This window comes from Mycobacterium sp. NGS29 (assembly GCF_059812965.1).
In genome coordinates, this window is sequence record NZ_JCALDR010000011.1 from 52,972 (window position 1) to 78,221 (window position 25,250).

General features: G+C 63.0%; 20 protein-coding genes. 11 read left to right on the plus strand and 9 right to left on the minus strand.

What is annotated here, in order from left to right; all coding sequences use genetic code 11:
• Position 1 precedes the first annotated feature (1 nt).
• The 6 genes from AC5Y5Z_RS16065 (at position 2) to AC5Y5Z_RS16090 (ending at position 7,989) form a co-directional block, all read left to right on the plus strand.
• Positions 2-1,027 (plus strand): AbrB family transcriptional regulator, encoded by a 1,026-nt coding sequence (locus AC5Y5Z_RS16065; protein WP_499926243.1) that lies wholly within the window; start codon positions 2-4, stop codon positions 1,025-1,027.
• A gap of 150 nt (positions 1,028-1,177) precedes the next feature.
• Positions 1,178-2,200 carry a TauD/TfdA family dioxygenase gene (locus AC5Y5Z_RS16070; protein ID WP_499926245.1) on the plus strand — a complete coding sequence of 341 codons (1,023 nt, stop codon included), beginning with the start codon at positions 1,178-1,180 and terminating at the stop codon, positions 2,198-2,200.
• 120 nt (positions 2,201-2,320) lie between these two features.
• A complete protein-coding gene (locus AC5Y5Z_RS16075) occupies positions 2,321-5,611 on the plus strand; it encodes an MMPL family transporter (RefSeq protein WP_499926247.1) in 3,291 nt (1,096 codons plus the stop codon).
• A gap of 131 nt (positions 5,612-5,742) precedes the next feature.
• Positions 5,743-6,114: a hypothetical protein gene (locus AC5Y5Z_RS16080; protein WP_473139703.1), complete on the plus strand. Its 372-nt coding sequence runs from the start codon at positions 5,743-5,745 to the stop codon at positions 6,112-6,114.
• Between the two features lie 24 nt (positions 6,115-6,138).
• Positions 6,139-7,155, plus strand: coding sequence for a CobW family GTP-binding protein (locus AC5Y5Z_RS16085; RefSeq protein ID WP_499926249.1), 1,017 nt, complete (start codon positions 6,139-6,141; stop codon positions 7,153-7,155).
• Between the two features lie 12 nt (positions 7,156-7,167).
• The gene (locus AC5Y5Z_RS16090) at positions 7,168-7,989 is read left to right on the plus strand and encodes an acyl-CoA thioesterase (protein ID WP_463824322.1); all 822 of its coding nucleotides are present in this window, start codon (positions 7,168-7,170) and stop codon (positions 7,987-7,989) included.
• Between the two features lie 61 nt (positions 7,990-8,050).
• On the opposite strand, the gene AC5Y5Z_RS16095 is transcribed toward AC5Y5Z_RS16090, so the two are convergent.
• Positions 8,051-8,830, minus strand: a complete 780-nt coding sequence (locus tag AC5Y5Z_RS16095) for a hypothetical protein (protein ID WP_499926251.1) — start codon at positions 8,828-8,830, stop codon at positions 8,051-8,053.
• Between the two features lie 312 nt (positions 8,831-9,142).
• On the opposite strand from AC5Y5Z_RS16095, the gene AC5Y5Z_RS16100 reads away from it, so the two are divergent.
• Positions 9,143-9,328 (plus strand): hypothetical protein, encoded by a 186-nt coding sequence (locus AC5Y5Z_RS16100; protein ID WP_499926414.1) that lies wholly within the window; start codon positions 9,143-9,145, stop codon positions 9,326-9,328.
• Positions 9,329-9,808: 480 nt separating this feature from the next.
• Here the strand turns inward: AC5Y5Z_RS16100 and AC5Y5Z_RS16105 are convergent, their stop codons facing one another.
• Positions 9,809-14,365 (minus strand): phosphorylase family protein, encoded by a 4,557-nt coding sequence (locus AC5Y5Z_RS16105; protein WP_499918669.1) that lies wholly within the window; start codon positions 14,363-14,365, stop codon positions 9,809-9,811.
• 161 nt (positions 14,366-14,526) lie between these two features.
• Between AC5Y5Z_RS16105 and AC5Y5Z_RS16110 the strand changes: the two genes are divergently transcribed.
• Together AC5Y5Z_RS16110 and AC5Y5Z_RS16115 are read left to right on the plus strand one after the other, a co-directional pair.
• Positions 14,527-14,973: a hypothetical protein gene (locus tag AC5Y5Z_RS16110; protein WP_499918671.1), complete on the plus strand. Its 447-nt coding sequence runs from the start codon at positions 14,527-14,529 to the stop codon at positions 14,971-14,973.
• Entirely contained in the window at positions 14,936-15,886 is a 951-nt protein-coding gene (locus AC5Y5Z_RS16115; protein ID WP_499918672.1) for a zeta toxin family protein, read from the plus strand. The genes AC5Y5Z_RS16110 and AC5Y5Z_RS16115 overlap by 38 nt, the downstream gene beginning before the upstream one ends.
• Positions 15,887-16,627: 741 nt before the next feature.
• Here AC5Y5Z_RS16115 and qatD read toward each other — a convergent pair.
• From qatD to AC5Y5Z_RS16140, 5 genes are all read right to left on the minus strand, one after another.
• Positions 16,628-17,362 (minus strand): Qat anti-phage system TatD family nuclease QatD, encoded by a 735-nt coding sequence (gene qatD, locus AC5Y5Z_RS16120; protein WP_499918674.1) that lies wholly within the window; start codon positions 17,360-17,362, stop codon positions 16,628-16,630.
• Positions 17,359-18,639, minus strand: coding sequence for a Qat anti-phage system QueC-like protein QatC (gene qatC, locus AC5Y5Z_RS16125; RefSeq protein ID WP_499918675.1), 1,281 nt, complete (start codon positions 18,637-18,639; stop codon positions 17,359-17,361). The genes qatD and qatC overlap by 4 nt, the downstream gene beginning before the upstream one ends.
• Complete coding sequence (gene qatB, locus AC5Y5Z_RS16130; protein ID WP_499918676.1) at positions 18,636-19,448, minus strand: Qat anti-phage system associated protein QatB; 813 nt, start codon at positions 19,446-19,448, stop codon at positions 18,636-18,638. Before qatB ends, qatC begins: the two co-directional genes overlap by 4 nt.
• Positions 19,426-21,342: a KAP family P-loop NTPase fold protein gene (locus AC5Y5Z_RS16135; protein WP_499918678.1), complete on the minus strand. Its 1,917-nt coding sequence runs from the start codon at positions 21,340-21,342 to the stop codon at positions 19,426-19,428. Before AC5Y5Z_RS16135 ends, qatB begins: the two co-directional genes overlap by 23 nt.
• Positions 21,343-21,439: 97 nt before the next feature.
• The gene (locus AC5Y5Z_RS16140) at positions 21,440-21,607 is read right to left on the minus strand and encodes a hypothetical protein (RefSeq protein ID WP_499918680.1); all 168 of its coding nucleotides are present in this window, start codon (positions 21,605-21,607) and stop codon (positions 21,440-21,442) included.
• 327 nt (positions 21,608-21,934) lie between these two features.
• Between AC5Y5Z_RS16140 and AC5Y5Z_RS16145 the strand changes: the two genes are divergently transcribed.
• Positions 21,935-22,891, plus strand: a complete 957-nt coding sequence (locus AC5Y5Z_RS16145; protein ID WP_499918681.1) for a hypothetical protein — start codon at positions 21,935-21,937, stop codon at positions 22,889-22,891.
• A gap of 606 nt (positions 22,892-23,497) precedes the next feature.
• Here the strand turns inward: AC5Y5Z_RS16145 and AC5Y5Z_RS16150 are convergent.
• Complete coding sequence (locus tag AC5Y5Z_RS16150; protein WP_499926256.1) at positions 23,498-23,908, minus strand: PIN domain-containing protein; 411 nt, start codon at positions 23,906-23,908, stop codon at positions 23,498-23,500.
• Complete coding sequence (locus AC5Y5Z_RS16155; RefSeq protein WP_499926258.1) at positions 23,905-24,132, minus strand: FitA-like ribbon-helix-helix domain-containing protein; 228 nt, start codon at positions 24,130-24,132, stop codon at positions 23,905-23,907. Before AC5Y5Z_RS16155 ends, AC5Y5Z_RS16150 begins: the two co-directional genes overlap by 4 nt.
• A gap of 346 nt (positions 24,133-24,478) precedes the next feature.
• Here AC5Y5Z_RS16155 and AC5Y5Z_RS16160 point away from each other — a divergent pair, with 346 nt between their 5' ends.
• Positions 24,479-24,712 (plus strand): hypothetical protein, encoded by a 234-nt coding sequence (locus tag AC5Y5Z_RS16160; RefSeq protein ID WP_499926260.1) that lies wholly within the window; start codon positions 24,479-24,481, stop codon positions 24,710-24,712.
• Positions 24,713-25,250: the final 538 nt, after the last annotated feature.

Below are 25,250 nucleotides of genomic sequence, written 5' to 3' on the forward strand. Positions count from 1 at the left end.
CATGAACACCATCGACCTTGCCGTTGTAGGCATCGGCTGTGGAATCTTCGCTTGGGCCTTGGCGCGGTACGCCCCGAGAACAGTGTCGGGCGCAGGCCTGGCCGCTCAGGGCGTGCTCGGCGTCTACACCGGGCTCATGGTCCGCAACGTATCGTTCGCCGCCCTGGGTTCGCACTGGCCGATCGTCATCGCCATCACCGTCAGCACCCTGATCGTCAGCGTCGCGGGCGGCGCGCTGCTCGGTCTGCACAAGGACGTCAGCCCGCTGACCGGGGGTCTGGCCCTGGTGGCCGGCGGCTCGTCCGGCCTCGTCGCCATCGCACGCGACCTCGGCGGCGATGACCGGGTGGTCGCGGCCGTTCAATACCTGCGCGTGGCGCTCATCACCGCGTCCATGCCCGTCGTCGTCGCAGTCTTCTTCCACGGCACCGCCGCCGAGGGCGCACATGCCGACGACACGTCTTCCCGATCGATGAGCGTCACGCTGCCGCTGATCGCGGCCATCGTGCTGGTGGGCAGCTTCGCCGGTCGGTCGATGCGACTGCCCGGCGCGGGATTGCTGGGACCGATGGCCATCACGATCGCGCTGGAGTTCTCCGGGCTGGTTCAGGGTTTCGCCGTTCCGATGCTGCTGGTCCAGGCCGGGATCATGATGATCGTCTGGCAGACGCTGCTGTCGTTCGACCGGCAATCGCTGCGCGCCATCCGACGGATCCTGCCCGGCGCGTTCGCGCTGATCGTGATCCTGAACCTCGCCGCGGCCGGCTTGGGTGTGGTGCTGGCCGACGAGGCCGGCCTGAGCTCGCTGGATGGTTACCTGGCGACGAGCCCCGGCGGTATCTACGCCGTCCTCGGCACCGCCGCGGGATCGGGTTCCAACGTCACGTTCGTGATGGCGGCCCAAGTGATCCGGGTGGTCCTGATGCTGTTCGCTGCGCCGTTCATCGCGAAAATGTTCATCCGGTTCAGTGCCCCCGCCGCGGCGCCGCACTCGTCGCGCCGGGAACTGATCCCCGTCGCCGCATAACTCACCCGCCGGACCTCGTTGTGGCTGATCAGTGCCCCGCTGATCGGCCACGACTGGTTCTAGCGGCCGTCTAGAAATCGTCAAGAATCCGCCAAGTGCAGCAAGTCAAACTCATAGAAAGCGCCAAAGTTTCAGAAAGGGGATGAGATCATGGGGGCTGTCACCGACACTCGCACCAGGGACGAACTCTTGGGCAAGAACGCGGCACACCCATCCCGGGGCACTGGGCGCCGGCCGATTGCCGGACCGTCGGTGTGGAACCGCGACAGCTTGCACGCATGGGACTACCTGATCGGGGTGGGACCACGCCAGGTGGCGGCATGCCTGCGCATCCGCGACGACCTGCGCCGCCGCGGCCGCAGGCTGGAGACGATCGTGGCAGCGGACTTCCGGGAGCCCGAGCTCGTCGAGATCGCCCGCGCCATGCGGCACTGCCTGCGGCTGGGGCCGGGATTCTGTGTGCTGCGCGGCCTGCCGCTGGACGGCTGGACGGACGCGGAAGCCTCGATGTTGTACTGGGGCCTGGGTACCTACCTGGGTGAGCCGCAGCCGCAGAACAAGCAGGGCGACCGTGTGTACCTGGTTCAGGACACCGGGCAATCGGTGGCCGAGGCCCGCGGCTCCAAGACCAACTCCGCGCTGATCTACCACACGGATTCGGCCTGCGCCTACGCCGGCAGCCGGCCCGACATCCTGGGGCTGCTGTGTCTGCGCAAGGCAGTGTCCGGCGGTGAGTCGCTGATGGTCAGTGCGCACACCGCCTACAACGCGATGCTGGCCGCCCACCCCGAGTTGGTCGACGAGCTCTACGGGCAGTTCTGCTTCGACCGTTCGCACGAGACCGAGCCGGGCGAAAACCCGTTCACCGATGGCGCTATCTTCACCGACACCACCGACGGTGTCCGGATCCGCTACAACCGGTTGCACATCGAACTCGGCCACTACCGCAGCGGTCGGCCGCTCACCGACCGGCAGCGCCAGGCACTCGACGCCTTCGACCGTGCACTGAGCGACGCCGCCAGTGCCGTCGAGTTCACGCTGCACCCGGGTGACGTGCTGTTCGCCGACAACCACACGACCCTGCACAATCGCCGCGCTTTCATCGATTCGCCCGACGTGCACGCCCGACGCTGCCTGGTGCGCCTGTGGCTCGCCGGCGAGCCGCGTAACTGACCGTCGACACGACTGACGGTGCGGGCCTAGATTTCACGCTGACATCCCAATTCGGAGAGCGCCCAGGCCCGCACGACAAGCCACCGCGAGCAGCACGAAGTTCACTGGGGAGAGGCAGACATGTTGAGGCGACTGGCCGCGTTCACCGTCAAGCGCCCGAAATCGGTGCTGGCGGCCGTTCTGGTCCTGCTGGGGATCAGTGTCGTGCTCGGCGGATCGGTGTCGGACAAGCTGGGCACCGGCGGAAACACCGACCCGGCATCGGAATCCTCGAAAGCCGACGAGTTTCTGGACCAGCACTTCGGCACCACCGCGAATCTCGTCGTTCAGCTGCTGCCGCGGGACGGCACCATCGACAGTCCCGAGGTCGCGGCCATCCGGGATCGAGTGCTCAAAGTCGTCGCGGCCGAGCCCAAGGCCAAGATCACCAGATCCTTCGGCGACGAGGGAGCCGCCGACCTACGCAGCAAGGACAGTCGTTCGGGCCTGATGCTCGTCCACGTCGGGGGAACCGCCGACGAATCCGCCGAGACGGCCAAGCGGATCATCGCGAATCTGCCCCACGACACCAGCGTCACGGTGCGTGCGGGTGGCGCGCTCGGCGTGCAGCAGGAGATTCGCGACAAGGTCAAAGGCGACCTCAAGACCAGTGAGAGCATTGCGGTGCCTATCTCGTTGGCGGTGCTGGTCATCGTGTTCGGCGGACTGATAGCGGCCGTACTGCCGGTGGTGGTCGGCGTCGTGTCCATCGTGTCCACCCTGTCGGTGTTGCTGCTGATGACAGCGGTCACCGATGTGTCAGTGCACGCCCTGACCGTCACGACGGCATTCGGCCTCGGGTTGTCCATCGACTTCGGCCTACTGATGGTGTCGCGGTTCCGGGAGGAACTGGCCAACGGCAAAGACCACCACCCGGCCGTCATCGCCACGGTCAACACCGCCGGGCGCACCATCTTGTTCAGCGCGGCGACTGTCACCATGGCGATGACCAGCCTGTTGGTGTTTCCCACCTATTTCCTGCGGTCGGTCGGTCTCGCTGCGACGGCCACCGTGCTGCTCTCGGCGTTCGCCGCGATCATCGTCCTGCCCGCACTGCTGGCGTTGCTCGGCAAGCGCGTGGACTCGCTCTCCGTCATCCGCCGTAAGGTGCCACCCTCGGCCGACTCCCTGTTCTGGCGGCGGTTCGCCGAGGTGGTCACGCACCGGCCGCTGCTCTACGCGCTGCCCGTGGTGGTCCTGCTGTTGGGTTTGGGCATTCCATTTCTCAACGTCCAATTCGCCACGCCCGATGAGCGAGCCCTGCCGACGGACTCCAGTGCGCGGCTGGTAGCCGAATCGCTGCAGCGGGACTTCACGCTGGATCCGTCGCAGGCGATCACCCTGGTGACCCGCAACGATGCCACCGTGCTGCAGAACCTGGCCCCGGACATCTCGCGCATGAACGGCGTCGTGCTGGTCACGGGCCCCATCGGCCGGTTCGAGCACGGTCAGGCGGCCGGGCCGACGCCCGCGGTGTCGGGTTCCAGCTACGCGATCGTCTACCTCTCGGTTCAGGCCGACTCCGATACCGCCCAACACATCGTCCGCGACATCCGGGCCAAGATCACCAACCGCCAGGTGGAAGTGGGCGGACCGACCGCCACGCTCATCGACAGTCAAGCCGCGATCGGGGGCAAGCTCCCGTTGGCGATCGGGCTCATCGCCGGCGCCACCTTCATCCTGTTGTTCCTGTTCACCGGCAGTGTCGTGGTGCCGGTCAAGGCACTCGTGCTCAACCTCCTGGTTCTGAGCGGGGTGCTGGGCATCATGGTGTGGGTATTCCAGGAGGGCCATCTCGCCGGCCTGCTGGGCATCACGCCTGCGCCGCTGAATCTCTCGATGGTGGTGCTGTTGTGTGCCATCGCCTTCAGCTTGTCCGTCGATTACGAGATCTTCCTGCTCAGCCGCATCAAGGAGGCCCGCGACTCCGGTCTGTCGAACACCGCGTCGACGGTCATCGGACTGGGGCGCGTGGGCCGGATCGTCACCAGCGCGGCGCTGTTGTTGACGATCACGCTGATCTCGTTCGCCAACGGTCTGTCATTCATGAAGATGTTCGGCATCGGCACCGCGCTGGCCGTCGTGATCGACGCCTCGATCATCCGCGGCATCGTGGTCCCCGCCTTCTTGCAGCTTGCCGGCGACTGGAACTGGTGGGCGCCAAAGCCGTTGCGGTGGCTGCACTCTCGAGTCGGTATCAGTGAAGCGCCGGCCGACGAGGTGCCGGAGGTTCCGGTCGCGGCAGCACCGGCTGCCCCGATGCCCGAGGAGACGCCGGTGCCGGTCGCCGTCCCCCCGGTCCCCGTGGCCGTCGACCACGCCCCGGTCCGGCCGCCGAGCGATGTCGAGGTCATCCCCGGACACCACCTGGTGGCCAACGTCAACGGCACCGTGATCGTGGTGGCCCACCGCGAGCGCTCGGAGTTGTCGGCGCACTCGCTGGCGGCGCAGCAGATGACTGCCCTGTCCGACATGGTCCGGCGCTCCAGCCCGCAGAAGCTCGTCGCCGCCTTCCAGCAGCTCGCGCGCGAGCCGTGGGATCGCACGCTGGTCGACATCGGCATCGTCATGCCGACACCGACGGGCCTGGAGATTCTGCTGTGCGGCAGCGTCACCGTTGCTCTCGACGAGGGCACCGGGCAGACCATGTTGCGCGGCCGCGGACGTTTGGTCCACCGGTCGCTGCCGGCGCCGGCCGTCGCGGCGGTCATCACCGTCGACGAGTTCGACCCGCGGCCGCGGCCGGTGGCCGAGGGCCAAGGCGTGTACCGGCTCTCCGACGGAACCGTGCCGGGCCAGGGCGCCGTCATCTGGTCGACCCGCACACCGTCGTCGCGCGGGCAGGCGCCGGAGATGTCGGGAGACCAGCCGCTGTACCGGTCGGAACCCGCAGGCAGCGGGAGGATTGCCGCTGCGCCGCCGGCTGGTGCGCCGCAGCCCAAGCGCTGGGTTTCCCTGGACGACGGGTCGCGGATCGAGCTCGAACGCGACTGCGTCATCGGCCGGGATCCGAACGGATCCGATGCGGCCCAACAGGGTCTTCGTCCCGTGCGCATCGATGACCATTCCGGTGAAATGTCCCGGGCCCACGCCGAAGTCCGCATCGTCGATGCGTCGGTGGTCATCATTGACCGCAACTCGACCAACGGCGTGTTCGTGCGCGAACCGCACCAGCTGCGCTGGTCCAGGCTCATTGCCTGGGAGCCGGCGGTGTGGCGGCCCAATGCCTATGTCCAGATAGGCGGGCGGATTCTGCGGCTGCACGAGACGACCGCCGACGCGTTGCAGCGCGGTCCACGGGTCAATGTGCACCACGGCGTACCGCGCTACCCGCACCCGGGACCGGGCCACGCCGCCGATATCGAGAGATAGTCGGGTGGGGCAATTAACTGGACGCGCCTCGAAGCGGGTGCGCGTGGGCCGCCCGCGCGGCACTGTCTCGGCAACCACAGTTGAGCTAACGTCTAGTGCGGCAGGCATGCCGCTGTCGTCGGAGAAAGAGGGTGAGCGCGTTGGCCATCCGCATGATCGCCGCCTCGACCATGGTGATGGCGTCCTGTGCATTGCCCCTCGCGCCGACGGCGAGCGGGGACATCGGTCGCCTTCCCATCCCGCAGCTTCCCTGCAACCTGCCTTCGGCGCGAAGCTTCATCATCTGGCATCACGCGCCGAGAGCCGAGGACACCGCCGAATTCGCCCCGGAGTCCGACATGTACAGCTGCAAAATCACGCTCGAAACGTGGCGTGCGGGCCAGCCGGCAGGACCTGGTTACTGTTCCAAGATCGCGTGGGCGATCGACAATCCCAATTACACCCCCAATGTCTACCCCGCCCCGCCGTTGAAGAAGGTCATCGACCAGGTAGGCGACTGCTGACTTGGCACCTCCGGAGCCACCGCGTTGACCGCGATACCGGTCATCGCGCTCACCGGCCACCTGGGTGCGGGCAAGACGACACTACTCAACCATCTGCTCCGTAGTCCCGATACACGAATCGGCGTGGTGGTCAACGACTTTGGCGACCTGAACGTCGACGCCGCGCTGGTGGCCGGCCAGGTCGACGAGCCGGCGTCAATCGCTGGAGGCTGCATCTGCTGCCTGCCCGAGGACGGCGGTCTCGACGAGGCGCTGGTCAAACTCGCCGACCCGGCGCGCCGCCTGGATGCCATCGTCGTCGAGGCCAGTGGCCTGGCGGATCCGGTGGCGATCGCCCGGATTATCGGCTTTTCCAAGTTGTCGCGAGTGCGCCCCGGTGGTCTTATCGACGTCGTCGACGCGGTGAACCATTTCGACACCGTCGACTGCAGCGTGTTGCCGCCGGTGCGTTACGGCGTCGCTTCACTGATCGTGGTCAACAAGCTCGACCAGATTCGGGACAGCGAGCGCCCGGTGCTGCTGCGGCGCATCGAAGAGCGGGTGGCACAACGTAATCCCAGAGTCCAGGTGGTGGGCACCACGGGCGGACGGATCGATCCCGCATTGCTGTTCGACCCCGCCGAAGGACCCGGCGAGCAGTCGGGGCAGCTGTCGTTTCGGGAGTTGTGGGCCGACTCCGCGCATGCGCACGACCATGTTCATGCCGACGCTGTCACTGTCCGCAGCACCGGTTGTGTCAATGCCGACGCACTCTTCGATCTGCTCGAACTGCCGCCCTCCGGGGTCTTCCGGCTCAAAGGAATTGTCGCCGTGCGGCATTCCGCCGCTGTCAGAACCTACGTCGTCAACGTCGTGGGTAGCGCAGTTCACGTGAGAAAGGCACCGCCGCGGGCCGTCGGGAATTGTCTGGTCGCCATCGGGATGGATCTCGACGTCGGCACTGTCCGCGCCCGACTGGACGAGGCGGTGCAACCCGTTGCCGGGACGGCGTCGGCGACGGGGCGGCGGCGGCTGCAACGCTATCTGCGACTCAGTGTGTGAAGATACGTCCCGATGTCATCCTCGCTCACCGACGTGCTGCTCACCATGGATCTGCGCCGGGTCGGCGAATGGTCTTTCGTCGGACAGCAGTTGCCCGCGCCGGCCCATCACATTCTCGGTGGGCACATCTCGGCCCAAGCTCTGTTGGCGGCGAGTCACACGGCGCCGGGACGGGCGCCGCACAGTGTGCACACCTATTTTCTGCGCCCGGGTGATTCCCGGCGGCCGGTGGACTTCGAGGTCGTCAACCTGCAAGAGGGACGGACCTTTTCAGCACGCCGGGTCACCGCCCGTCAGGACGACAGAATCCTGATGGAAGCGATGTCGTCGTTCAAAATCACCGGCCGCACAGCCGCGCGGTTCGAGTACCAGCCGCCGATTCCCCAGGTGCCCGCACCCGAGACGCTGCCGTGGGTGCCACCGCACCTGGCCGAGGCCGAGTCGGGCACCGGGCGGTATGCAAGCCTGTGCTGGTTCGAGCGCCGCATCGTCGACGTATCCACCGAGCCCCCGGCTCGGTCGGCGATGTGGTGGCGACCGGACGGGGAGGTCCCTGACGATCCGGTACTCACCGCCGGTCTGGTGGCCTATCTGTCGGCGGTGACGTTGACCGAGCCGGCGTTCGCCGCGCGCGGGGGAGTAGGTGAATCGGCGCAGCGTGACCATTCGGTGTGGTTCCACGCTCCTGCGGTGTTGTCGGAATGGCTTCTTTACCGACGGTCTTCGCCGAGCAGCGCGGATTCACTGGCGCTGGCCAGTGGGACGATGTTCAACCGCAACGGCGATCTGGTGTGCAGCGTGCGTCAAGAGATGTATTTCCCGCCCGCCCGCTGAATGCGGCCAACCAGTGGGATCTCAACAGCGTCAACCGGTTACGCCTCCGGCGCGGATCGCTTCAGTAGGTGAGACCAGCGAGCAGCGGCACCAGCGTCAACGCGAGCGAGCGGGGCGAATCGTCACCAAATACCGCGCTGTATTGGGTGACCCGTCGAATACCGAGATGCAACCCCCGGTTGTAGGTGGCTTCAGACATCGCCCACTGCGGATCCACCCAGGTGTACCAGCGGGGCGGCAGGGATGGCCCGGGCGCGCCAGCGAGCAGTTCTCCGACGGCTTCGCCGGCTTTGTTTCGGAGCTGCCAGGGGCTGTCGGCCTCGCAGTCGATCTCGGCGCACACGCGATCGTCGGCATCATGGACGGTGAGTTTGTCCGGATGCTTGACCCTCAGCAGAGCCGTCTTGGGACGTGCGCTTCGCGCGAGCTGACCGCCGGTGACACCGGTGACCGTGACTTCCGCGGGCGCGTCGTTGCTCGAACTGATCTTCGCGAGCAGCCGGCCGTCGGCGCCGAGTAGTTCGACGTGGATGTCGTTGCCCGCGTCCATTCCGGTGGCAGACACCAACTTCCACATCCGTTGTGCCATTCGACCGCCGCTGTGCACACGCCTGGTGACGGCAAGCACGTCACCGCCGGACGTTCGCAGCTCCCATCGATGATCATTGGTGGTGAGTCCGGCGACGAACGCCGCCGAGATCTCGCCGCAGCGGCTGATGTCATCCAATGACTGGGCGATGGGATGCTTGGGCACTACGTCCATCGCCGAATTGTCGCGTGCGTTGTTCTGGCCGTGGCGGCCGGTACCTCCGACTCGTTGCGGCGACTCGGAAATTGACACCGGACCTGTGCCGATGGACGGGCGCCGGATGTGCTGCGCGAAGGTTCGCCGCACTGACGCGGACAGCCATCTGCTTGCTCCTACGAAATGCCGTGCACAGCAACATAATTCGTCACCGTGACGAATCGTGCTGGGCTAAGCAACCCCAGGCGCCCAGCTCATCGGGCAGTCGCTGACCAGTGGTGATCAGCCACGCTGAACTTCCCGGGCTGAACTCTCCGGCACGGGAAAGTCGGGTGTCCGGGACAACAGGCGGACCCTAGGTCTGTACTGAGGTCACGCGCGGTTAGCCGAGAATTCGCGGAGGCGAGCATGACGACGTCGGGCGGTCAGGCGGGTCAACTCATGACGCTCGAAGAGCGAGCGCAGGCCGGACCGGGCGCTGACCTTGTTCTCGAGGGCGGGGGAGTCAAGGGGATCGGCCTCGTCGGAGCCGCAGCTATCTCCTGCCCCGACGCCAACAGCTTGTTGCCCTCGGCCAGCTTGCGGATGATCTGATCCGGCGTATGCCGCCGGCGCTTGTTCGATGCCAGGTCGTTGGTAATTCTTCCTAGCCCACAAGCCGGGCCACAGAGTCCCACAACGACTGGACCACTACGACGGGCTCACCTCAGAGGTTCACGGATGGGACCGGTCCGCGCCGACTGGTATCGGCATCTCGTACCCAACAGCGAAGCCCTTCAATAAGTGACCTACTGCAGCTTGGAGGTACGGTCGACGGGTCAATACGCGCCGGCGGACCTAGCGAGGGTGGTTCAGCGGGTGGCAATTCATGCATAATAGCGGTTATGCATGAGCTTCCTGCCGAATAGGGCCGGTCGATCGCTACATCGACCGGTCCCATCGCGGTCCGGCTGCCCTACACCGCGTTGACCGAACTGTGGCGTACCTCGTCGGCGGCGGCGGCGAAACGAACTGATCTCTGGCCTCGCCTACTCGACGGTTCCTTTCGGTCTTCCCGGACCACGCGCGTAAAGACTACGCTCTCGCTGATCGAATGTAGGCTGCGAAAACTCGTCGCCCGGTCTCGCGCTCAAGACGTTTTGCGAGGGCAGTGACGACACGACTTGTCGCTTCGGGCCCCACCGCTGCGAGCAACCCCCCGAACAGGACGTCGACGAGCTTCGCCAGCGCGTCGGCTGCGGGATAGTAATGCTGACCGAGGGCGTCGGCGACGGCGAAGACCTGCTCAGCGACCCTCCCTCCGTCTTTCGGCACGCCTTCGTCATCGATTGCCTCTGGGCGTTCGTGGACGGCGGCGAAGAAGGGGTCGGTGAAGGAGATGGTCCACGCCAGCAATGCGGAAACGACGGTCGGTCGCGCCGACGGATCGGTGGCCATTGCGAGTCCGTTGGCGGCGAGTTGCGCCCAACTGGCGATCGTCTGGGGATCCATCTCCCGAGGTCGCCCGCGAACGAGGGCACGGAACTGAGCGAAGGCCTCTGGAATGTCGTGCCAGGCGGCGGGTCGCGAGATCGCTAGGGCAAAGGAACTGTCGATCTTCCACTCGGCTTGTTCGGCAAGGCGGTGCCAAGATTGGTTTATCGGAAGGTCGACCACCTTGTTGTCACGGAATGCGTCAAGTGCAACGGAGAGTAGGGCTTGCTCGTCGAGGGCGCGAATGAGGTCGATCGATCCGAACGCGGGCACACCCATGGAACGGGCAAATCGGCGAAAGGCAACATCGTCAGCCCAGACTGGAACTCCGAGTCTTTGCGCCGCCACGATTGCGCTGAGCCATCGGTCGCGGTCGGTAACATCGGTGTCTGGTGCGACCTGTAGAAGTTGAGTGTCAGTCCAGACTTGCTCAGCGGCATCGGCAAACACTTGGGCCTGTTCGGCAGAAATCGTGCTGACCGCGAGGCGATTTGATCGGCTGTCCCAGCTCACCGTTGCGGTGGATTTCATTGCAAGGCTTGTGCGAGCTCGGGCGACGTCTGCGCGGAGTGTTGACGGGACGATCACGGCGTCGAAGTTTGCGGCAAGTCTTTTGAACGTCTGGCCGGTCCAGGTTGCTACCACAAGCGCGGTGACGTCCGCGACGACACGGCCGTCGAGTGTCTTGCGCGCTGTCTGTTCACCGATGCCGGCGTCGTCGTCAACCGCCATCACGTAGCCAAGGTCGCGTCGGATGAGGGTTTCGGTAGTGGTACGGCCTGCAGCCTCGGTAAGCACTGCGAGCGGAAAGAGGCCGGCGCGAACCTTGCCTTCTAGTTCTTCAAGTGCCATTCGGTTAGCGTGGCTGGCACGCAGGTACTCCTTTAGTGATTCGAAGTCGTCAGCTTCTATGCGTAGGCGCTTAATAGAGGCGTTGTCGCCATGCTGTTCGAAGTAGCTTCGCGCGTACTGACGGAGTTCAGCGACCTGCGCTTCAGTGAAGCTTGAGTCGGGTGCGATGAAAGCGACCGTCATGGCAGCGGCGGCTGCCTGTTCGTCGTGTGCCCAGTCCGCGGCCGCACGTGTGAACATCGCGTACAGGTTTGGGTTGCCGAGGTGAGCTCGGTTCGTGTCGAACCTGTTGACTGCCCGTGCGCGCTGCTCGTGGGCGGCGTGCCAGATGAGCGCGAAGAGCAGCTGCGCTCGCTCGCGTTGCGCGAAGCTGAGTGCTGGTGCGTCGAGCAGCACTTCGAGTGCCTTTTCGAACTTGTCTTGGAAGAAGAGTGCTTCGGCGAGTTGCCAGTATTGATTTTCAGGCACCGGAAGGTCATTGGTGTCGAGCTCTTCGACAAGTTGCTGGGTGCGCATCGCTACGTCCGGCCAGTTGGACTCATTCAGAGCTATGCGTTGGAGCGCGCGGAACGCCTGGAGCCGCATCGCCTTTCCGTCATTCCAGCCCAGCATCTCTAGTGCGATCTTGCGGCTGATTTCAAGCAGCCCATTGTCCATTGCCAGATCGAGTGCCTCTGCCATCAGCAGAACATCGCCGCGGGTCTTACCCTCTGCGAACACCATGGAAGCGGCTTCCTCGGCACGATTGGAGGCCACCAGCGCATCGGAATGTGCCTCTAGGACGAGCTCGTTGCGTTCCAAACCGCGCAGATGGCGCAGGGCTCCGCTGGCGTCGCCTTGACTCATGAGGACCCGGGCGCGCATGACCTCAGCGAGAACGGGATCGACTTGTCGGAGGGTCTCGATACGGTCGATCACGGTGGTCTGCTCGGCTTCATTGAGCGAGTTGAATCGCCGGGTCAACGCCATGAGTGCGCGGTAGTCGTCGTGGAAATCGCCCTTGGACAGCGTGAGCGCCGCGAAGAGCGCCTCCTTGGTCTCCTCGGCCATCTCCGGGTTCCTACCCAGCACCGCAGCTCGCATGAGCTGAGCCTCCACCAGGTTGGGATTCTTCGCCGCAAGCGCAAGCGCTAGGTGGTCATTACCGGCGAGTTGTGCGATGTAGGGGCCGAGGCGAATCACCTCCGGGTGACGGGCTTCCTGCTGTGACGCGATGCCATCGGGCGACGGCTGCAACATGCGCAGTGCGCCGTTGAAGTCGCCCTGGATGGACCTGGCCCGAGCGGCAACTGCTAACGCTCCTCCCGACTCGCCGTCCCAAACGCGCAGCAAATCACGTAGAACCATGGCGTCGGTCTCCACCGCCTTGGCCCGGCGTGCGACCTGTTCACCGGCGTCAGCCGCGGTGCGGCCAGCCATCGAGACCAGCACCGCGAGCGTTGTCTGTGCGAGTGTCAAGCGAGTGCCCTCAGCGAGGGGGCGCAACTCCACAGCCCATTGAGCGAGGTGCATGGCGTCGTCGGAGAGGTCGCGGGTTATTGGATTACCCCGCAGGGTCCGCGCCGCGAGCCCGGAGGCCACGCCCAGCTGATCCGCTGCGCCGGGGGCCAACATCAACTGCGCGACCTGGCGTAGCACGGTTGCGGCCAACAGGTCCCTTAACTCCAAATCGAATTCGATGGTCTCGTTGAAATGTAGCGGTCGCTGGAGCACTCCAGACGGGTCGATGAGCCCCAGGTAGGCGAGGGCTATCTCGGCGCGTGCCTTCGTTTTTGCGAGGTCGTGTTGCACGACCGCTCTGTAGACGTCAACAATCGGGCCCAGCCGGTTGAGGACCTCATCGTCGAAGTCGTCTAGCGGCGACGGGTCAGGCTGGTGCTGGTCACTGCCTTTGTTCGCGGCGGCATCCTTCGCGATCTGCTCGAGCCTTGCAGCCAACTTGAAGTAAGCGCTGGCATCTAGGTCGCCGGTAAGTCTCGCCGAGCGGGCAGCTTGATCGAAGGCTTTCCACGCGATCGTCGAACCAGACCACGCTGCCAGGGATCCGACAAGCGCCCAACCGTCGCCAGTGTCGTCCTCGCGAAGCCAAGCCGGAGGCCGATGAAGCGCTCGGTTCAACCAAGTAGCGGCGCTGACGCCAGTGCGTCGCAGTTCGGCGAGCGTATCCCTTGCGGCCGTGGCACGCGTGGGCGAATGGCGCGAGAGGCGGTCCATCCACATATGGATAGCGCCGGGTAGGGCTGCTTCCGGCGTCCGCCCGAGGTCGTCGGTCGGTTCGGGTGCTACGGGTGCGGCGCCCCGCTTGATGTCGTCGGGGTCGGCGAAGGTCAAGATCTCGCGAAGCAGGCCGGCGGCGTGCCCAGCGGCAAGCGGCTGCTGGTCATCATTACCGGAGACAGACTTGTCACCGATGAAGTCCGAGATGCCCCGGATTACAAGGACTGGGAGGTCGTGAACATCCGAGCCTGCCGCAAGCCCGAAAGACTCCATGTCCAATGCGGCAGCGTCCTGGAACCGGGCCCGGATCTCCCCCATTAGGGGACCGTCTGGGTCTGTCTGAACGGCATCGACGGCCACGATCGGCGCGACGAAAGCATGTGGGTGTCGCGGGTCGAAGTGCGGGCTACGGCTCGATGGGGTCCACGCGCTGTCGGCGACGCAGGCGTTCACGACCGAGATCAGCGGCGCTGCAACGACATAGGATTTGCTGCGGCCGAGTAGCGTCGAACCAGAGTCGGCGGGCACCTGCTTACCCGCATAGGGATTATGGATACTGCTAGCAACCACCACATCGAGATGCTGCTGGTCGCTCGGCTTCAGGCCAGCTGCGGTACCGACGAAGGCAACGAGATTTGCATGCATTTCACCGGCGGCAAGTCCGACTAGCGCCGCCGACGTTGCATTCCCCATCCCCGCGCACGCGAGGTAGACCTTCCAGTCGACGTGGGTACCGTGCACCTCACCGCGCAGCATCCAAAGGCCCTTCACCCGGACGCGCTCGACGTTCACCAGGCGGTTGCGGACCTCGGTATGTTCGAGGTCCACCGCGGTAACCACAAGCGCTACTCGCTCTTGATTTGGCCCTTCGAGTTCCGTAACTCCGGCCACGTCAGCGGTCGTCGTCCATAGGGACGTGCGCCCGGCTTTTCGGGATTCGACGAGTCCACGCTCCTGCAGCGCCTTCAGTGCGCGGTTCGCGGTGTTCGGCGCTATCCCGACGATCACGGACACCCGCCGGCCGCTAAGTGGTTCGGCTGACCGACGGAGCATTCGCAAGATGTCGATATCGATGGCAGTCAGTGTCACGTCATCAGTGTGACAACTTGCGTATTGTTTGTGCAACACCATGGACTGTTGCACATGCAGTGTGCAGCAGTCCCTCGGCCTGATGGCAACCTGTGGTTGACCTGCTTGATACGCAGCGTATCGATGGGTGATACACTGCGTATCAGACACGGGGAGACGCCATGACTGCAACAATTGAACGCACCGTTGAACGTATCGCGCACGAAGCGCACATTCGCAGGGTGCGCGAGCGTTTGATGCACATTGATGAGATGCGTGCCGCCAGTGAGCTCGAGCAGGCTCGCAAGAGTCAGCGCGAAATCGCCGAAATTCTTGCTACCACCCAGCCACGCGTGGGACGGCTCTTGCGAGGAGCCCGCTTGCTCGGTGACCACCCAACCCCCGAGGAAATCATCCTGCGCGCCACAGTCGATGGGATCTCAAGGCAGAAGCTGGTCCGACAGCTCCGCGAGCTGGACTACTCGTTTACCGAGTTCGCGCCTCACCCTCACGAGGGATCCGTGCCAGGGAGCTGGGACCAAGTGACCACGGCTCATCTGCTCGGACTACTCAGCGACGAGGAATACGAGAGTGTCAGCTCCGCAGTCAAACACCCGACTACGGAATAAGGTCCGTTCTGAGCTAACTGCCCTCCACAACGGGGGGCAGTTAGCTGTTCCCAGCACGGTACTGAGTTACCTCCATGGTCCACTGATCGAGCAGGTTGCTCAGGACTACCGTGCGCAATGCCGCGACACCCCGACAACGGGTCATGCGGCGATCGTCACCGCGGGTGTTCCAGGCGCTGGAAAATCATTCGCCCTCGACGCAATAGCGGTTGGATATCGTCGTATCGACCCGGACGAGATCAAAGAAATACTCCTGGCGCGTCTTGCTACCGCAGGACTGCTCGACGTCCGAGACAATCACATTCTCGCCGATGGCAACCCAGTCAGTCCCGGCGAACTGTCGAAGTGGGTACACGAGGCGTCGACCAAAGCTGCGGATCTGGTTCGCGCGGTGTCGCTGCTTATGGGGGAGAACTTCGTCATGGAAGGAACCCTGTCTTGGCCTCCGCTTCCAGCCCACTACGTCAACGAGTTGGCGTTCAACGACTACGAGAGACTGACCGTACTCGACGTCGAAGTTCCTGCCGCTATCGCGGTCGAGCAATCTACATACCGCTGGTGGGCCGCGCGCCAAGCCCCACGGCGCGTGAATGGTGTCGAGCTGGGCGGCCGGTTCATCTCGGAAGATGCCGTCCGCCAGTTCTACGCCGGCCCACTCACAGCGTCGACCTGCGCGGCCAACGCTCGAACGCTATACGGCGAAGCAAACGCCGCCGGGATCGAAACTGAACTCCTCATTGTCAGTCGCACCGCGAGCGGCACCGAATATCGCGCGCGCCTAACAGCTGACAGTGATGTCCGACCGTGGCAGGGTCCGCCGCTAGGGGCCGTCTGCGTTGTTTGCGGTCGAATCCTCAAACATCAGAAGGCAATTCGCGACGGCGTCAGTAGATCCTGTATCCATAAGTCCTGACGTCGCTAACGTCCATTTATTTAGGCACCAAGACGCGAGTGTGCCGCGGAACGAGGCATAAGGCGCCCGCGCTCCTGAGCCTGGGCATACGTGCGACCGTGGTGCCGGCGCGTTGGGTCCGCCTCTTAGCGAGACGTGAGCTACACGTCTCTTTCTTAATCTTTCGGGACCACCTTCTCATCAACTATCTGCCCGTTCTCGCCCATCCCTAACAACTCGCCGCTATTCTCACTTGAATCAAAATCGTTGGACGCCAGCATTTCTCGTCGCAATAGTCCCAAAAATTGTTGGCTCATTTACACAAAAGGTGCGAGCATGTTTGTGGCGCGATAAGTATCAATTTTCGGTCTGCGAGTGGGCTGCTGGTGTGGAGAATCTCAGAGCTCAAGCGGTGGTCGATCAACTGCTAAATCGACAGGGCAACAACAGCTGCGCGCTCTCCAGCCGATCTGCAACGCGCGAATGGCGGGCTGGGGGAGTAATACTCCGAGCATGAGACGCACACACCGGTGCGCCTAGCGCACGCACACAGTCGGCGCGGCCGCTGGGATTCTATGATCTGCAGCGCACGGGCGGAAGCGGACGCCGCGGTGGTAGCGCGTTGGCTTGATATGGCGTCGCGCCCAGCACGCGGAGGCGTGCGTTCGGTGCCCAACACGCGGGTTGCCCTTGAAATGCCATCGTCAGTATGGCAAATTTCACTGGGGTACAGAGGATTTCATCCTAAGACCTCTCTGAATATCATCTTGCAAACTCCAGGAGCGAGCGCTCGTTGCTTCGGACCTTGACTTCTGCATTTTCGTAGTCGGTTCTCCATACCTCTGCCAACGCTCGGCACGCGAGAGCTACGTCCCAAGGCCGCAGCGTATTTTGCCGAACCTGGGCGAATGGTCCGTCTGTTTCGAGAAGTATCCTGTCCCGCGGCATCTCACGGACAAGAGCTCGTCCCTTCGCCCCGGCGAGCATTGCCGGCCCAACGCTGAACCAACATCCCCGATCGGTAGCGCGACGGACTTCTGCAAGGGTTCCTGAGAACCAGTGAAGGACAGGTGCTCGAAGTCCGCCAAACCTGTTGAGTGATTCTAGGACTGGGCTCGCAGCCCGTCTGCTGTGAATCGAAACAATCCTGTTACCCGCTTCTTCGCAGGATCGAAGCACGTGATCGAACACGGCGGTCTGGTCGGACCAGGACGATCGATGTTCCGGCGATCCATCGAGCCCGACCTCGCCTACGAACATTGCATCGGGCAAGTACCGGTCGAACGCTCTGAGCTCTTGTCTTCGCTCCGAGGCGAGCTGAGGATGCAAGCCGAGAGCAGTCTTGATGGTTGGCCGACCGACGGCGAGACTGGACGTACCGGGCCATGCCGACGGAGTTGTCGTCACCGAAAGGACGCCTACACCAATGCGTTGCGCTTCGTCAGCAATCTCGAGCGGGTCGCGGTAGAGATCCAAATGGCAGTGGAAATCAATCACGTCAAATGGTACTTGGTGTGCAGGACGCCAAGTTCATCGATGCCTCGCTGGACCGTCGATCGAAGTGTCAGTCGATTCGTGATTAGCGGAGAACTCAGCGCTGGCCCAAGCCATCGGTCAAGCCCATCCTCTTCCACCGTGAGGCGTGCGACCGCAACAGATCGCACGTCGTCGAACGCGGCATGGTCGTCATCCACCTTGCCTAGATCCTTGTAGATGTACTCGGTAGGGTCATCGTGCGGCCATGCGAGGAATGAAGCTCGTCTAATCTGGCACGGGACACAGCGACCACAGTGCGTGTAATTGAAACGCTGGAACCGTCCGCAGCTTGTCGATGCTGGCGCTTCGTTCATAAGAACCATCTGGTCGAGACATTCACGGAGCATCTCCCCCTTTGTCTTTTCGCCATAGGGGTTTTCGATGCGGATGCGCAGCCCAACCGCGTCAAGGATTTGTTGCATTCGGCCGAGAAATTCGGGGTGCGCTGTTCGCGTGCTGAGGCTTCCGATTCGAGCCTGGGTGAGTGGGGGATTGATAGCGATGAATCCGTTTTCGCACACGAAAAGCGGCACGGTGTCGCCGTCGAGGTAGCGCTGGGTTGCAGTCGCTGCCAGCACTCCGAAAGCGAGGAAGATAAGTGACCGCGACCGCTGAGATGTCTCTTTTTGCCCGCGGCGGGTGCTCGCGTTGTGATTGATCTGGAGGTGTTCTAGACCGCCGCCGATTAACTTCGCAAAACGTGCCTGCTTGTCCTTATCGCCGCGAACAATCTGGCTGACGGCGAACAGCTTTCGCCCTAAGCACGTTAGATCGATAGCTCCGATGAGGGAGTCGAGGCCACCAGAGAGGAGAACAATGGCATCCGTTTGAGGGTAGCGAGGCTTCTTAGGCGCTGCCGGAACGATCCCGCCGCTTTTGAAGCTCATGGCCCATCGATCGGTTGTAAGAAATGCAAGCGCTGATGAGAATGAATCAGCGAGCGCTTCCCATGGGCTGGGGTCGTGGAGCGCGACATCGATCTCAAACTCCCGCGTCCATCCGTCCGGGCTTGTCGATCGGCTAGTCTCACAATCTGCGACAACGACCGACAATGCAATTGATAAGAGATCCCAGGCGGCTGGGTCCGGCTGCAGAGACTGGCGTCGCACTGCGTCGGAAGCTGACCAGCCCGCCGTTGGTGTCTGATTTGGGGCAGAATGCCCGAACAGGACAATCGGCGTCGTCGAGGCGTTAATCGTTTCTACAGCTGACTTGGGCCCACTTGAATATCTTGTCATGTATATTCCTCGAACACGCCGAACGTCGCCCGAAGGGCTTCGCGTGTTAGCCGTGTGATGTCCGAAGTCGTTGCCGGGGTCCCCCTTTCGCGGATGGATCGAAATGCCGCAGCAACATGTTCGGCAATGAACTCCCGAACTTGTTTGAGTCGCCGGAGGCCCGTGGCGGGGTCGGGAGACTTCGCCATTATGTGTTTCTGCAAATCGAGGCAGAACCGACCGTAGACATCGAGTGCCGTGTACCGCTCGATGACGAACGAGCGTTCATTATCGCTGAGAGCCAAGAAGTCAGCATCCGGGAATCGCACGAGGAGGTCTGATAGTGCGTCACGTATCGCGTGTCTGGAGCACTCCCTATCTTGTGTTCCATCTGCCGGACTAGCCACGTCAACGATGGCATCAAGTACAACGTTAACGTCGTGGCCACCTGCCAAGATCGCATCGCGGATGTCTGTACCGTCCGGAGCGCGGCCAGATTGGAGTACGCCGTTGAGCCTTCCTGCAGTCGCGGCTGTGCCGCCCATACGGCGAGCCATTGTGCCGCCGCCGCCGTAGCCCGTTCGTACGTAGTGACCAAGAGCTCGGTGCAGCCCCCGCTCGTTGCCAGAGCGGGCGAAATCGCCGATTGCCCGTCGCGTGTCCCGAAAGCGCGCACGAGGGGCGATAGATACCGGCTCTTGCGCAGCTGGGTCATTAGACTCGCGCTCGTCGCCTTCTGTGTCCGCTGCTGGAACATCGACATCATGAGCCCAAGGCGGAACCAGCGGGACACCGGCCCCTGCCCCGCTACTGCTTTGCGATGTTCCCATCCTTGGCCTGCCCCTCGATTGCCCTCTTCACTGGTCCTTCGATCGCCGAAGATTTTGCCCAATGCTCGATCGCTGGCGGAGCCCATGGCAGCTGCGCGATCTTCGGCACGATGCTAGGTTGAATCTGTTGGGGCGGACGGTCGATCAGAAATCCTGCAAGTGTGCTGCCTTGCGTCGAGTCAACTTCCGCTACGACGATGCACGCGTCCAGAATTGGTGGAACGCCCCAAACTTGTTCTCGCCGCGCACTAGCAAGTAAGCGGTCCATGATGATTGAAAGTTCGGCGCGCTGGAGACTTTTGAGAGGCTCCCTGACGGCGTTCGCCATACCGGGGTTCTCCAGAAGCGCCGACAACAATGCTGCTGCTTCCGATGAGAGACGGTCTGCTGCCGTAATCAGCGGCGCCTGCTCGCGGCCAACGTACAATGCGCCTCGCAGATCTTGGTCGGCGAGCATTGGTGGTAGCGCCAGCCACTCACGAACGAAGGGACTATCCCACGCGCTGTCGATCTCGAATTCTTCGTCCTTTGATGCGGCTTCTTCCCACGGCCCGAGAAGGCGGGGCTTGCCGTCGGAATCTGCGTTAACGGCAGATATTAGAGCCGCGTAGGCCCCCGTCGGTGCAACACGTTCAAAAAGGAGAAGCTTCGCAAGAACAGCTTCATCAACGCCAACACCTTGGGCCGCGGAAATCGTCATGCGGATCGACAACGCATTGAGGAACCGTTTGATGAGGCGCGGGTTGCCGACGATCTTCTCCGAGGTCGTCATCAGCGGCGCCAGACGTTCCGCAGTCTCGAGTCGAGTAAGCAGAGCTGGAGGCAATTCGATTCCACATGACCCGATGAAAGCGCGATCGACCCGCTTTCCCTTCCACGATTCCCGAAGCTGTTTTGCGATCGCTCCACGTAGAGCGTCCTTGTTGTCGTCGTTGAGCTCACTGTTCTCGATGAACAGCATCATCATGTAAGCCCGAACCTCCTGGGTGCCGAGGGCGGGTACGCGAATGGGGATTTGGACGAGTTTGTCGAAATAGTTGGTGACGAGTGTCTCGTCATCCAATCCGCTGAAGTGCTGCTTCACAGCGTGCTTGATCATCCCGTCGTCTGCGGCGATCACGAACGCCGTGTTCTTTAGGAAGAGAAAGAGTCGTATGGCTTCCAGCGTCGAGATTGTCGTTCCAGGCAGGCACCGGTCGAGGTCATCGATCAACACGACCAGGGTGACCCCAATTTCTTTCAGTGCGCCTTCGAAGGAGTCACGGAGGGCTTGGATCTCTCTAGGCGGTGATGACTCCTGCTTCGGATCGAGTAGCGCTCTGCCAGCCGCTGCAGCTTTTGACGCGATTGCGCCAGCCTTTTCTAGATCATCGTTGTCCACGTCGCCTGCGAGTCCTTCATTGACCAAGCCGACAACCTCGCCGGCCAAACCTATTGGCGGCAACCCGAGTGCTATGGATGCCGCAGGGAGCGCGAGGAGCTTCGCCAGTCGAAACCATTTCACTCGACCGAGGAACTCGCGGGCCTTAGCAAGACCCGTCTGCCGCTTCTCGGCCTCCGTCTCAAGCTTGTTTGCGATCACTTCTAGTAGTGCCGCGCGAGCGTCGTCGTAACCCTGGTAGAGCCATGCGTTGAATTCGACAAATAGATATTTGGCTGGGGGCTCGGCAGGCTGATGTTTGGCTAGTGATGCTCGGGTGAGCTTGATCATCGAGGACTTGCCGACGCCCCAAGCCCCGGATACGCCAATCGAAACAGGTTTGCCGGCAGCGCTGACGATCACTTCAGCGATGGTGTCCGCGACACCTTCAAAGTTAAGGAAGTCACGGTCTGTCTCATTATCGGGCCACAAGGTGCGCGTATCTCCTCTTAAGTAGGTTTGCACTTCGCTCACAGGTCTGGCAGTCCAGACTAGGGCGATCGTTCCGATCTCACGGATCTATTGGCGTCTTTTCTGAAAAGCCCTTTCGAGACAGCCACTGGTTTCGAGATCAGGGGCGCTGGAAGGGGCACCAGATGATCTGCCGGTGGCTGCCGTGTGGCGCATCCTTGATCGGGCTTTGGCTGACCTCGCCGGCGGACGGCGGGCGCTCGAACTTCGCGGTGTCGTTGAGCTTGATCCGCAGGTAGAGGCCGAGCAGCGGTCGGAATCGCGGCAAGCGGTCGCCCCGCCCGATTTGGCGCGCGTGCATGTCAGGGCCTGCCGCGTTCGGCTTGGTTCGGCGGCAGTGGGCGCAATTCCGACGCACTCCGCCCGTCGATTTGTCGGTCCGCTGAACTATCGTGCCCTCGGTCGTCGACGGGAGAGGACGGGCCCGATGGGTAGTCGCAGAGACAGGGAGGCTCGACAGCAGCGAGCCCGAGACAGCGAACGGAAGCGCCGCGCGGCGCGACCGAGCCGCGAGCCGGGCGACCGCGGACCCGAGGAGTTCGGCATCACGCTGCCGCCACCCGTGGGTCCGGACGGCCGACAACCGCGGCCAGACATGTCCGGCGTCGATTGGAACGCGCTGCGCGCCGCCTACCCCGACGGCGCGCACGGCCTCAGGCGGGCCACGTACATCATGAATGTCGCTGATCGCACCAGACGAGCGATCGAATTCATGCCCTGGGGATTGCGGCCCAATCCTGCGCACCCCGAATCCCGTCTCGCCCGGGATGATTCCGCGGTGACTTTAGACGACGAGCCGAATCTAGTCAGCTCCACCGCGCTGTATCCGACGATGAATGCCAGCGAAAACCTCGTTGCCGCAGCGCATGTGATCTCAATGGCGATCACGAAGGGCCAGTTGCGGACCTCGGCCGCGACGGCGCTCTGTCGGATCGCGATGGAGTCCTCGGCCAAAACGATATGGCTGATCCGCGAAGCCGACACCGAGGAGCGGTTGCGTCGCTGCTACGGGTTCGTCAGGGCTGAGTACGGTCGACAGGACGAGTTCGAGAGATTCTCCACTGAAGCGCTCGACGCGCGCACAGACGAATTAGCGACGGTCGACCGAACCACCTTTGCGCAGCGCAAGGCGCGCGCCGCAGAGCGGCGATCCAGAATCGGCGGATTACCCAAGGCCGAGGTTCTAACACCGCCGGGGCCGTTGGTGCTCGTCGCGGATTCCGCCGACTGGATGGACAAGAATGTCCCACGTGCGCCAGATCTGGAGGTGGACAACATTATTCATCCTCGCGATGCCAAGAGTTTCTACTCGCTGAGTTCGGGATTCGTGCACGGTTTCAAGTGGCTTACCGCCTACGTCACCCCCGGTGACGACTCGGAATTGTTGGCGATCACGCTCGACGCGCTGGGCAACGCACTGCGCATGACGGAGTGCGCAGTAGCGCTATACGAGGCGCAGGCGACCGGGCCGCGACCCGATCCGCGCCGGGTGCGCAATTATCCGGCCGGGCTTGCGGATACGGTGGCCGCGCTCGCTCCGTGTTATCGGTGATCGGGCCGAGCGTGTGCGGTGTCGAGCCCGCGGAGTGTCGCCGTGTTGGCCGTCCCGCCATCCCGCGGCATCCGCCCGCCTCGGTGCTGCCGCGAGGGACCGTTATGGGCTCGCTTGGCCGTGCGGTGCACGAGATATACTGACCCGCTGCCGGGTAATTAGGCTCCTAATGCGTCACAGTGACGTATCGTTGTCCAACACAACCGGCCGGACCGGCAGCGGACCCAGGTTTCTTTGTCGGTCGGCCGCGGCAGGTGTTAGGGGTCCGCCGGCGAGCACGATGGCGATCGCGTCGAAGTCACGCCGATACGCCTCAGCCGTGCACGGTGAGGGCTGATGAGTTGCCCGGTCGGCCAAAAGCACACAAACCAGTGCGGCCAGGGTCGGCGTCGGCGCCATGCGGCGGTGGCCCTACCCGGGGCGGCTCAGCGGGTGACATGTTTCATGCATAATATCAGTTATGCATGAACGGTATGCATCTGGGTTGCGTCGGGATGCTTTGACGTTGATTTGCCACCGTGGGGCGGCCCCTATCTGCCATTCGGGGCGTAAATAGATTGCGAGGCAACATGTCTCGCAGTCACCGGCCCCCCGCCGTGCTTGGCGTTACTCCCACGGGTCCAGACATCGCACTCCGAGTGGTTCGAAGTGTCGGGTGTTGCGGGTGATGACAATCTTGTTGGTGGCCGCAGCGACGGCCGCGATCAACGCATCGTCGTAGGGTGCGTGCTCTGGCACACGGTAGGTGGCCAGGATGCGGGCCGCGGCGAAGTCGAAAGCCAATGTCCGGGAGGCAAATACGGGCAGCACCTTGCCATCGAACCAGCGCCGCAGGTGTTGTGCCCGGATCGGTTCGGTGCGTTCCTTGACGATTACGCCACGTTCGAGCTCGGCCAGCGTCGTAGCCGCGATGAACTGTTCGGAGACTTCTACCGAGTCTGCCCATGCCGCCACGGCCGGATTGCGTCCCGGTACGCGCAACGCCGACACCACGTTGGTGTCGAGTAGGTAGGTCACAGTTCTGGGGTGCGGGCGCGCAGTCCCAGAAGTTCGGGTTCGAACTCGATCTCAACGCCGGTGTCGGCGGCCAGCAGCACTGACATGGGGACATCTTCACCCGACAGTCCCGCGGCGAGGATCGCGCGGGCTTCTGCCTCGACGGAGTGGTGATGACGAGCAGCGCGGACTCGCAGCGCCGCCTTGGTCCCCTCGGGAAGGTTGCGAATAACTATTTGCTCCATAGCTCGATGATATCAGCTATTTGATATCATCACGGTTACTTCTCTTTGGCTGCGCGACTGCAGGAACGGGTCAAATTCCCGCGGCGGAAGCCGCGGTTGATGAACGCGGCGTCACGGCCGGAGCCGGGGGAAGTGCTCGTGATCACATCGCCCGATCTTGTCGGGGGCAGGAGACACGGCCTTTATGAAGGTTGCGTGTGGCGCTCGATCGCAGCGCCGAGCGATACCGTCGACATCGTCGATGAGTGCAGCTGGACTGAGGCGGACCGGCTCACCACCGGTCAGCAGATTGGCAATGGCGGCGATAGGCCTTCATCGCGTGCGCCGAAGGTTTACTCGCCTGCCGGTGATCCAAGAACTGCTGGAACTACTCGGGGATCTCACCGACGGCCGGCACGACGGCAGCAGCTTCAACAACGCCTTCGGCGACGGAGTAGCCAAGATCGGTCTCGTTCGCCGCAGCAGCAGCCCGACAGGCAGACGATGGATAATCAACGTTACCCATATTATTGGGCTCTGCGCAGCTCAAGCCCTGTGCGAACAGGAGACACGCGGCATCACCTACATAACGTCACAGTGACGAATTAAGCAGTCACGCCGGACTTCAAAGGCGCGGAGCGTCCGCCGCTGTTGAGTATTTCTGGACTGTCGATGGCCGTGTCCGGCGCTGTCAGATAGTCCTGGATTCAGACTCAGCGCCGCCGGCCGAAGATCCGCAGGCATGGGCAGGGACCTGGGCGGGTGTCACTGCCAGACATTTCTGGAACGGAGGCCGAGAAATCGGACAGCTACCAGGATTTCCCGGATTACTCCCAGGTAGTTCCGGATCGGACAGTTCGAACCGAAAGAACCGCCCTCTTACCAAAAAGCGGCCCCGAGGGTATTGCCGATAAGCGACATTATGTCAAGTAAACCACTGCATTTTCATCGGACGAAACATGCAACGTTTGTGTGATCCTCACCCGTCGAGGCGGTGCCGATCGTCGAAACTCCTGGACGCCAGGGGTTTTCGGTGGATTGCACTGAAGGGGCGCACTGATCAGATCAACTGTAAGCGTGCGCATCTACGAACTGTTCACACTCCACGACACAATTCGACCAGACTTGATACCGCAGGT

Excerpts from the sequence above, each read along its gene's own strand:
- AC5Y5Z_RS16145 (WP_499918681.1), top strand. The coding sequence starts at position 21,935 with ATGTCCGGCGTCGATTGGAACGCGCTGCGCGCCGCCTACCCCGACGGC.
- AC5Y5Z_RS16100 (WP_499926414.1), top strand. The coding sequence starts at position 9,143 with ATGACGACGTCGGGCGGTCAGGCGGGTCAACTCATGACGCTCGAAGAG.
- AC5Y5Z_RS16075 (WP_499926247.1), top strand. The coding sequence starts at position 2,321 with ATGTTGAGGCGACTGGCCGCGTTCACCGTCAAGCGCCCGAAATCGGTG.
- AC5Y5Z_RS16070 (WP_499926245.1), top strand. The coding sequence starts at position 1,178 with ATGGGGGCTGTCACCGACACTCGCACCAGGGACGAACTCTTGGGCAAG.
- AC5Y5Z_RS16110 (WP_499918671.1), top strand. The coding sequence starts at position 14,527 with ATGACTGCAACAATTGAACGCACCGTTGAACGTATCGCGCACGAAGCG.
- qatC (WP_499918675.1), bottom strand. The coding sequence starts at position 18,639 with ATGACAAGATATTCAAGTGGGCCCAAGTCAGCTGTAGAAACGATTAAC.
- AC5Y5Z_RS16065 (WP_499926243.1), top strand. The coding sequence starts at position 2 with ATGAACACCATCGACCTTGCCGTTGTAGGCATCGGCTGTGGAATCTTC.
- AC5Y5Z_RS16155 (WP_499926258.1), bottom strand. The coding sequence starts at position 24,132 with ATGGAGCAAATAGTTATTCGCAACCTTCCCGAGGGGACCAAGGCGGCG.
- AC5Y5Z_RS16090 (WP_463824322.1), top strand. The coding sequence starts at position 7,168 with ATGTCATCCTCGCTCACCGACGTGCTGCTCACCATGGATCTGCGCCGG.
- qatB (WP_499918676.1), bottom strand. The coding sequence starts at position 19,448 with ATGGGAACATCGCAAAGCAGTAGCGGGGCAGGGGCCGGTGTCCCGCTG.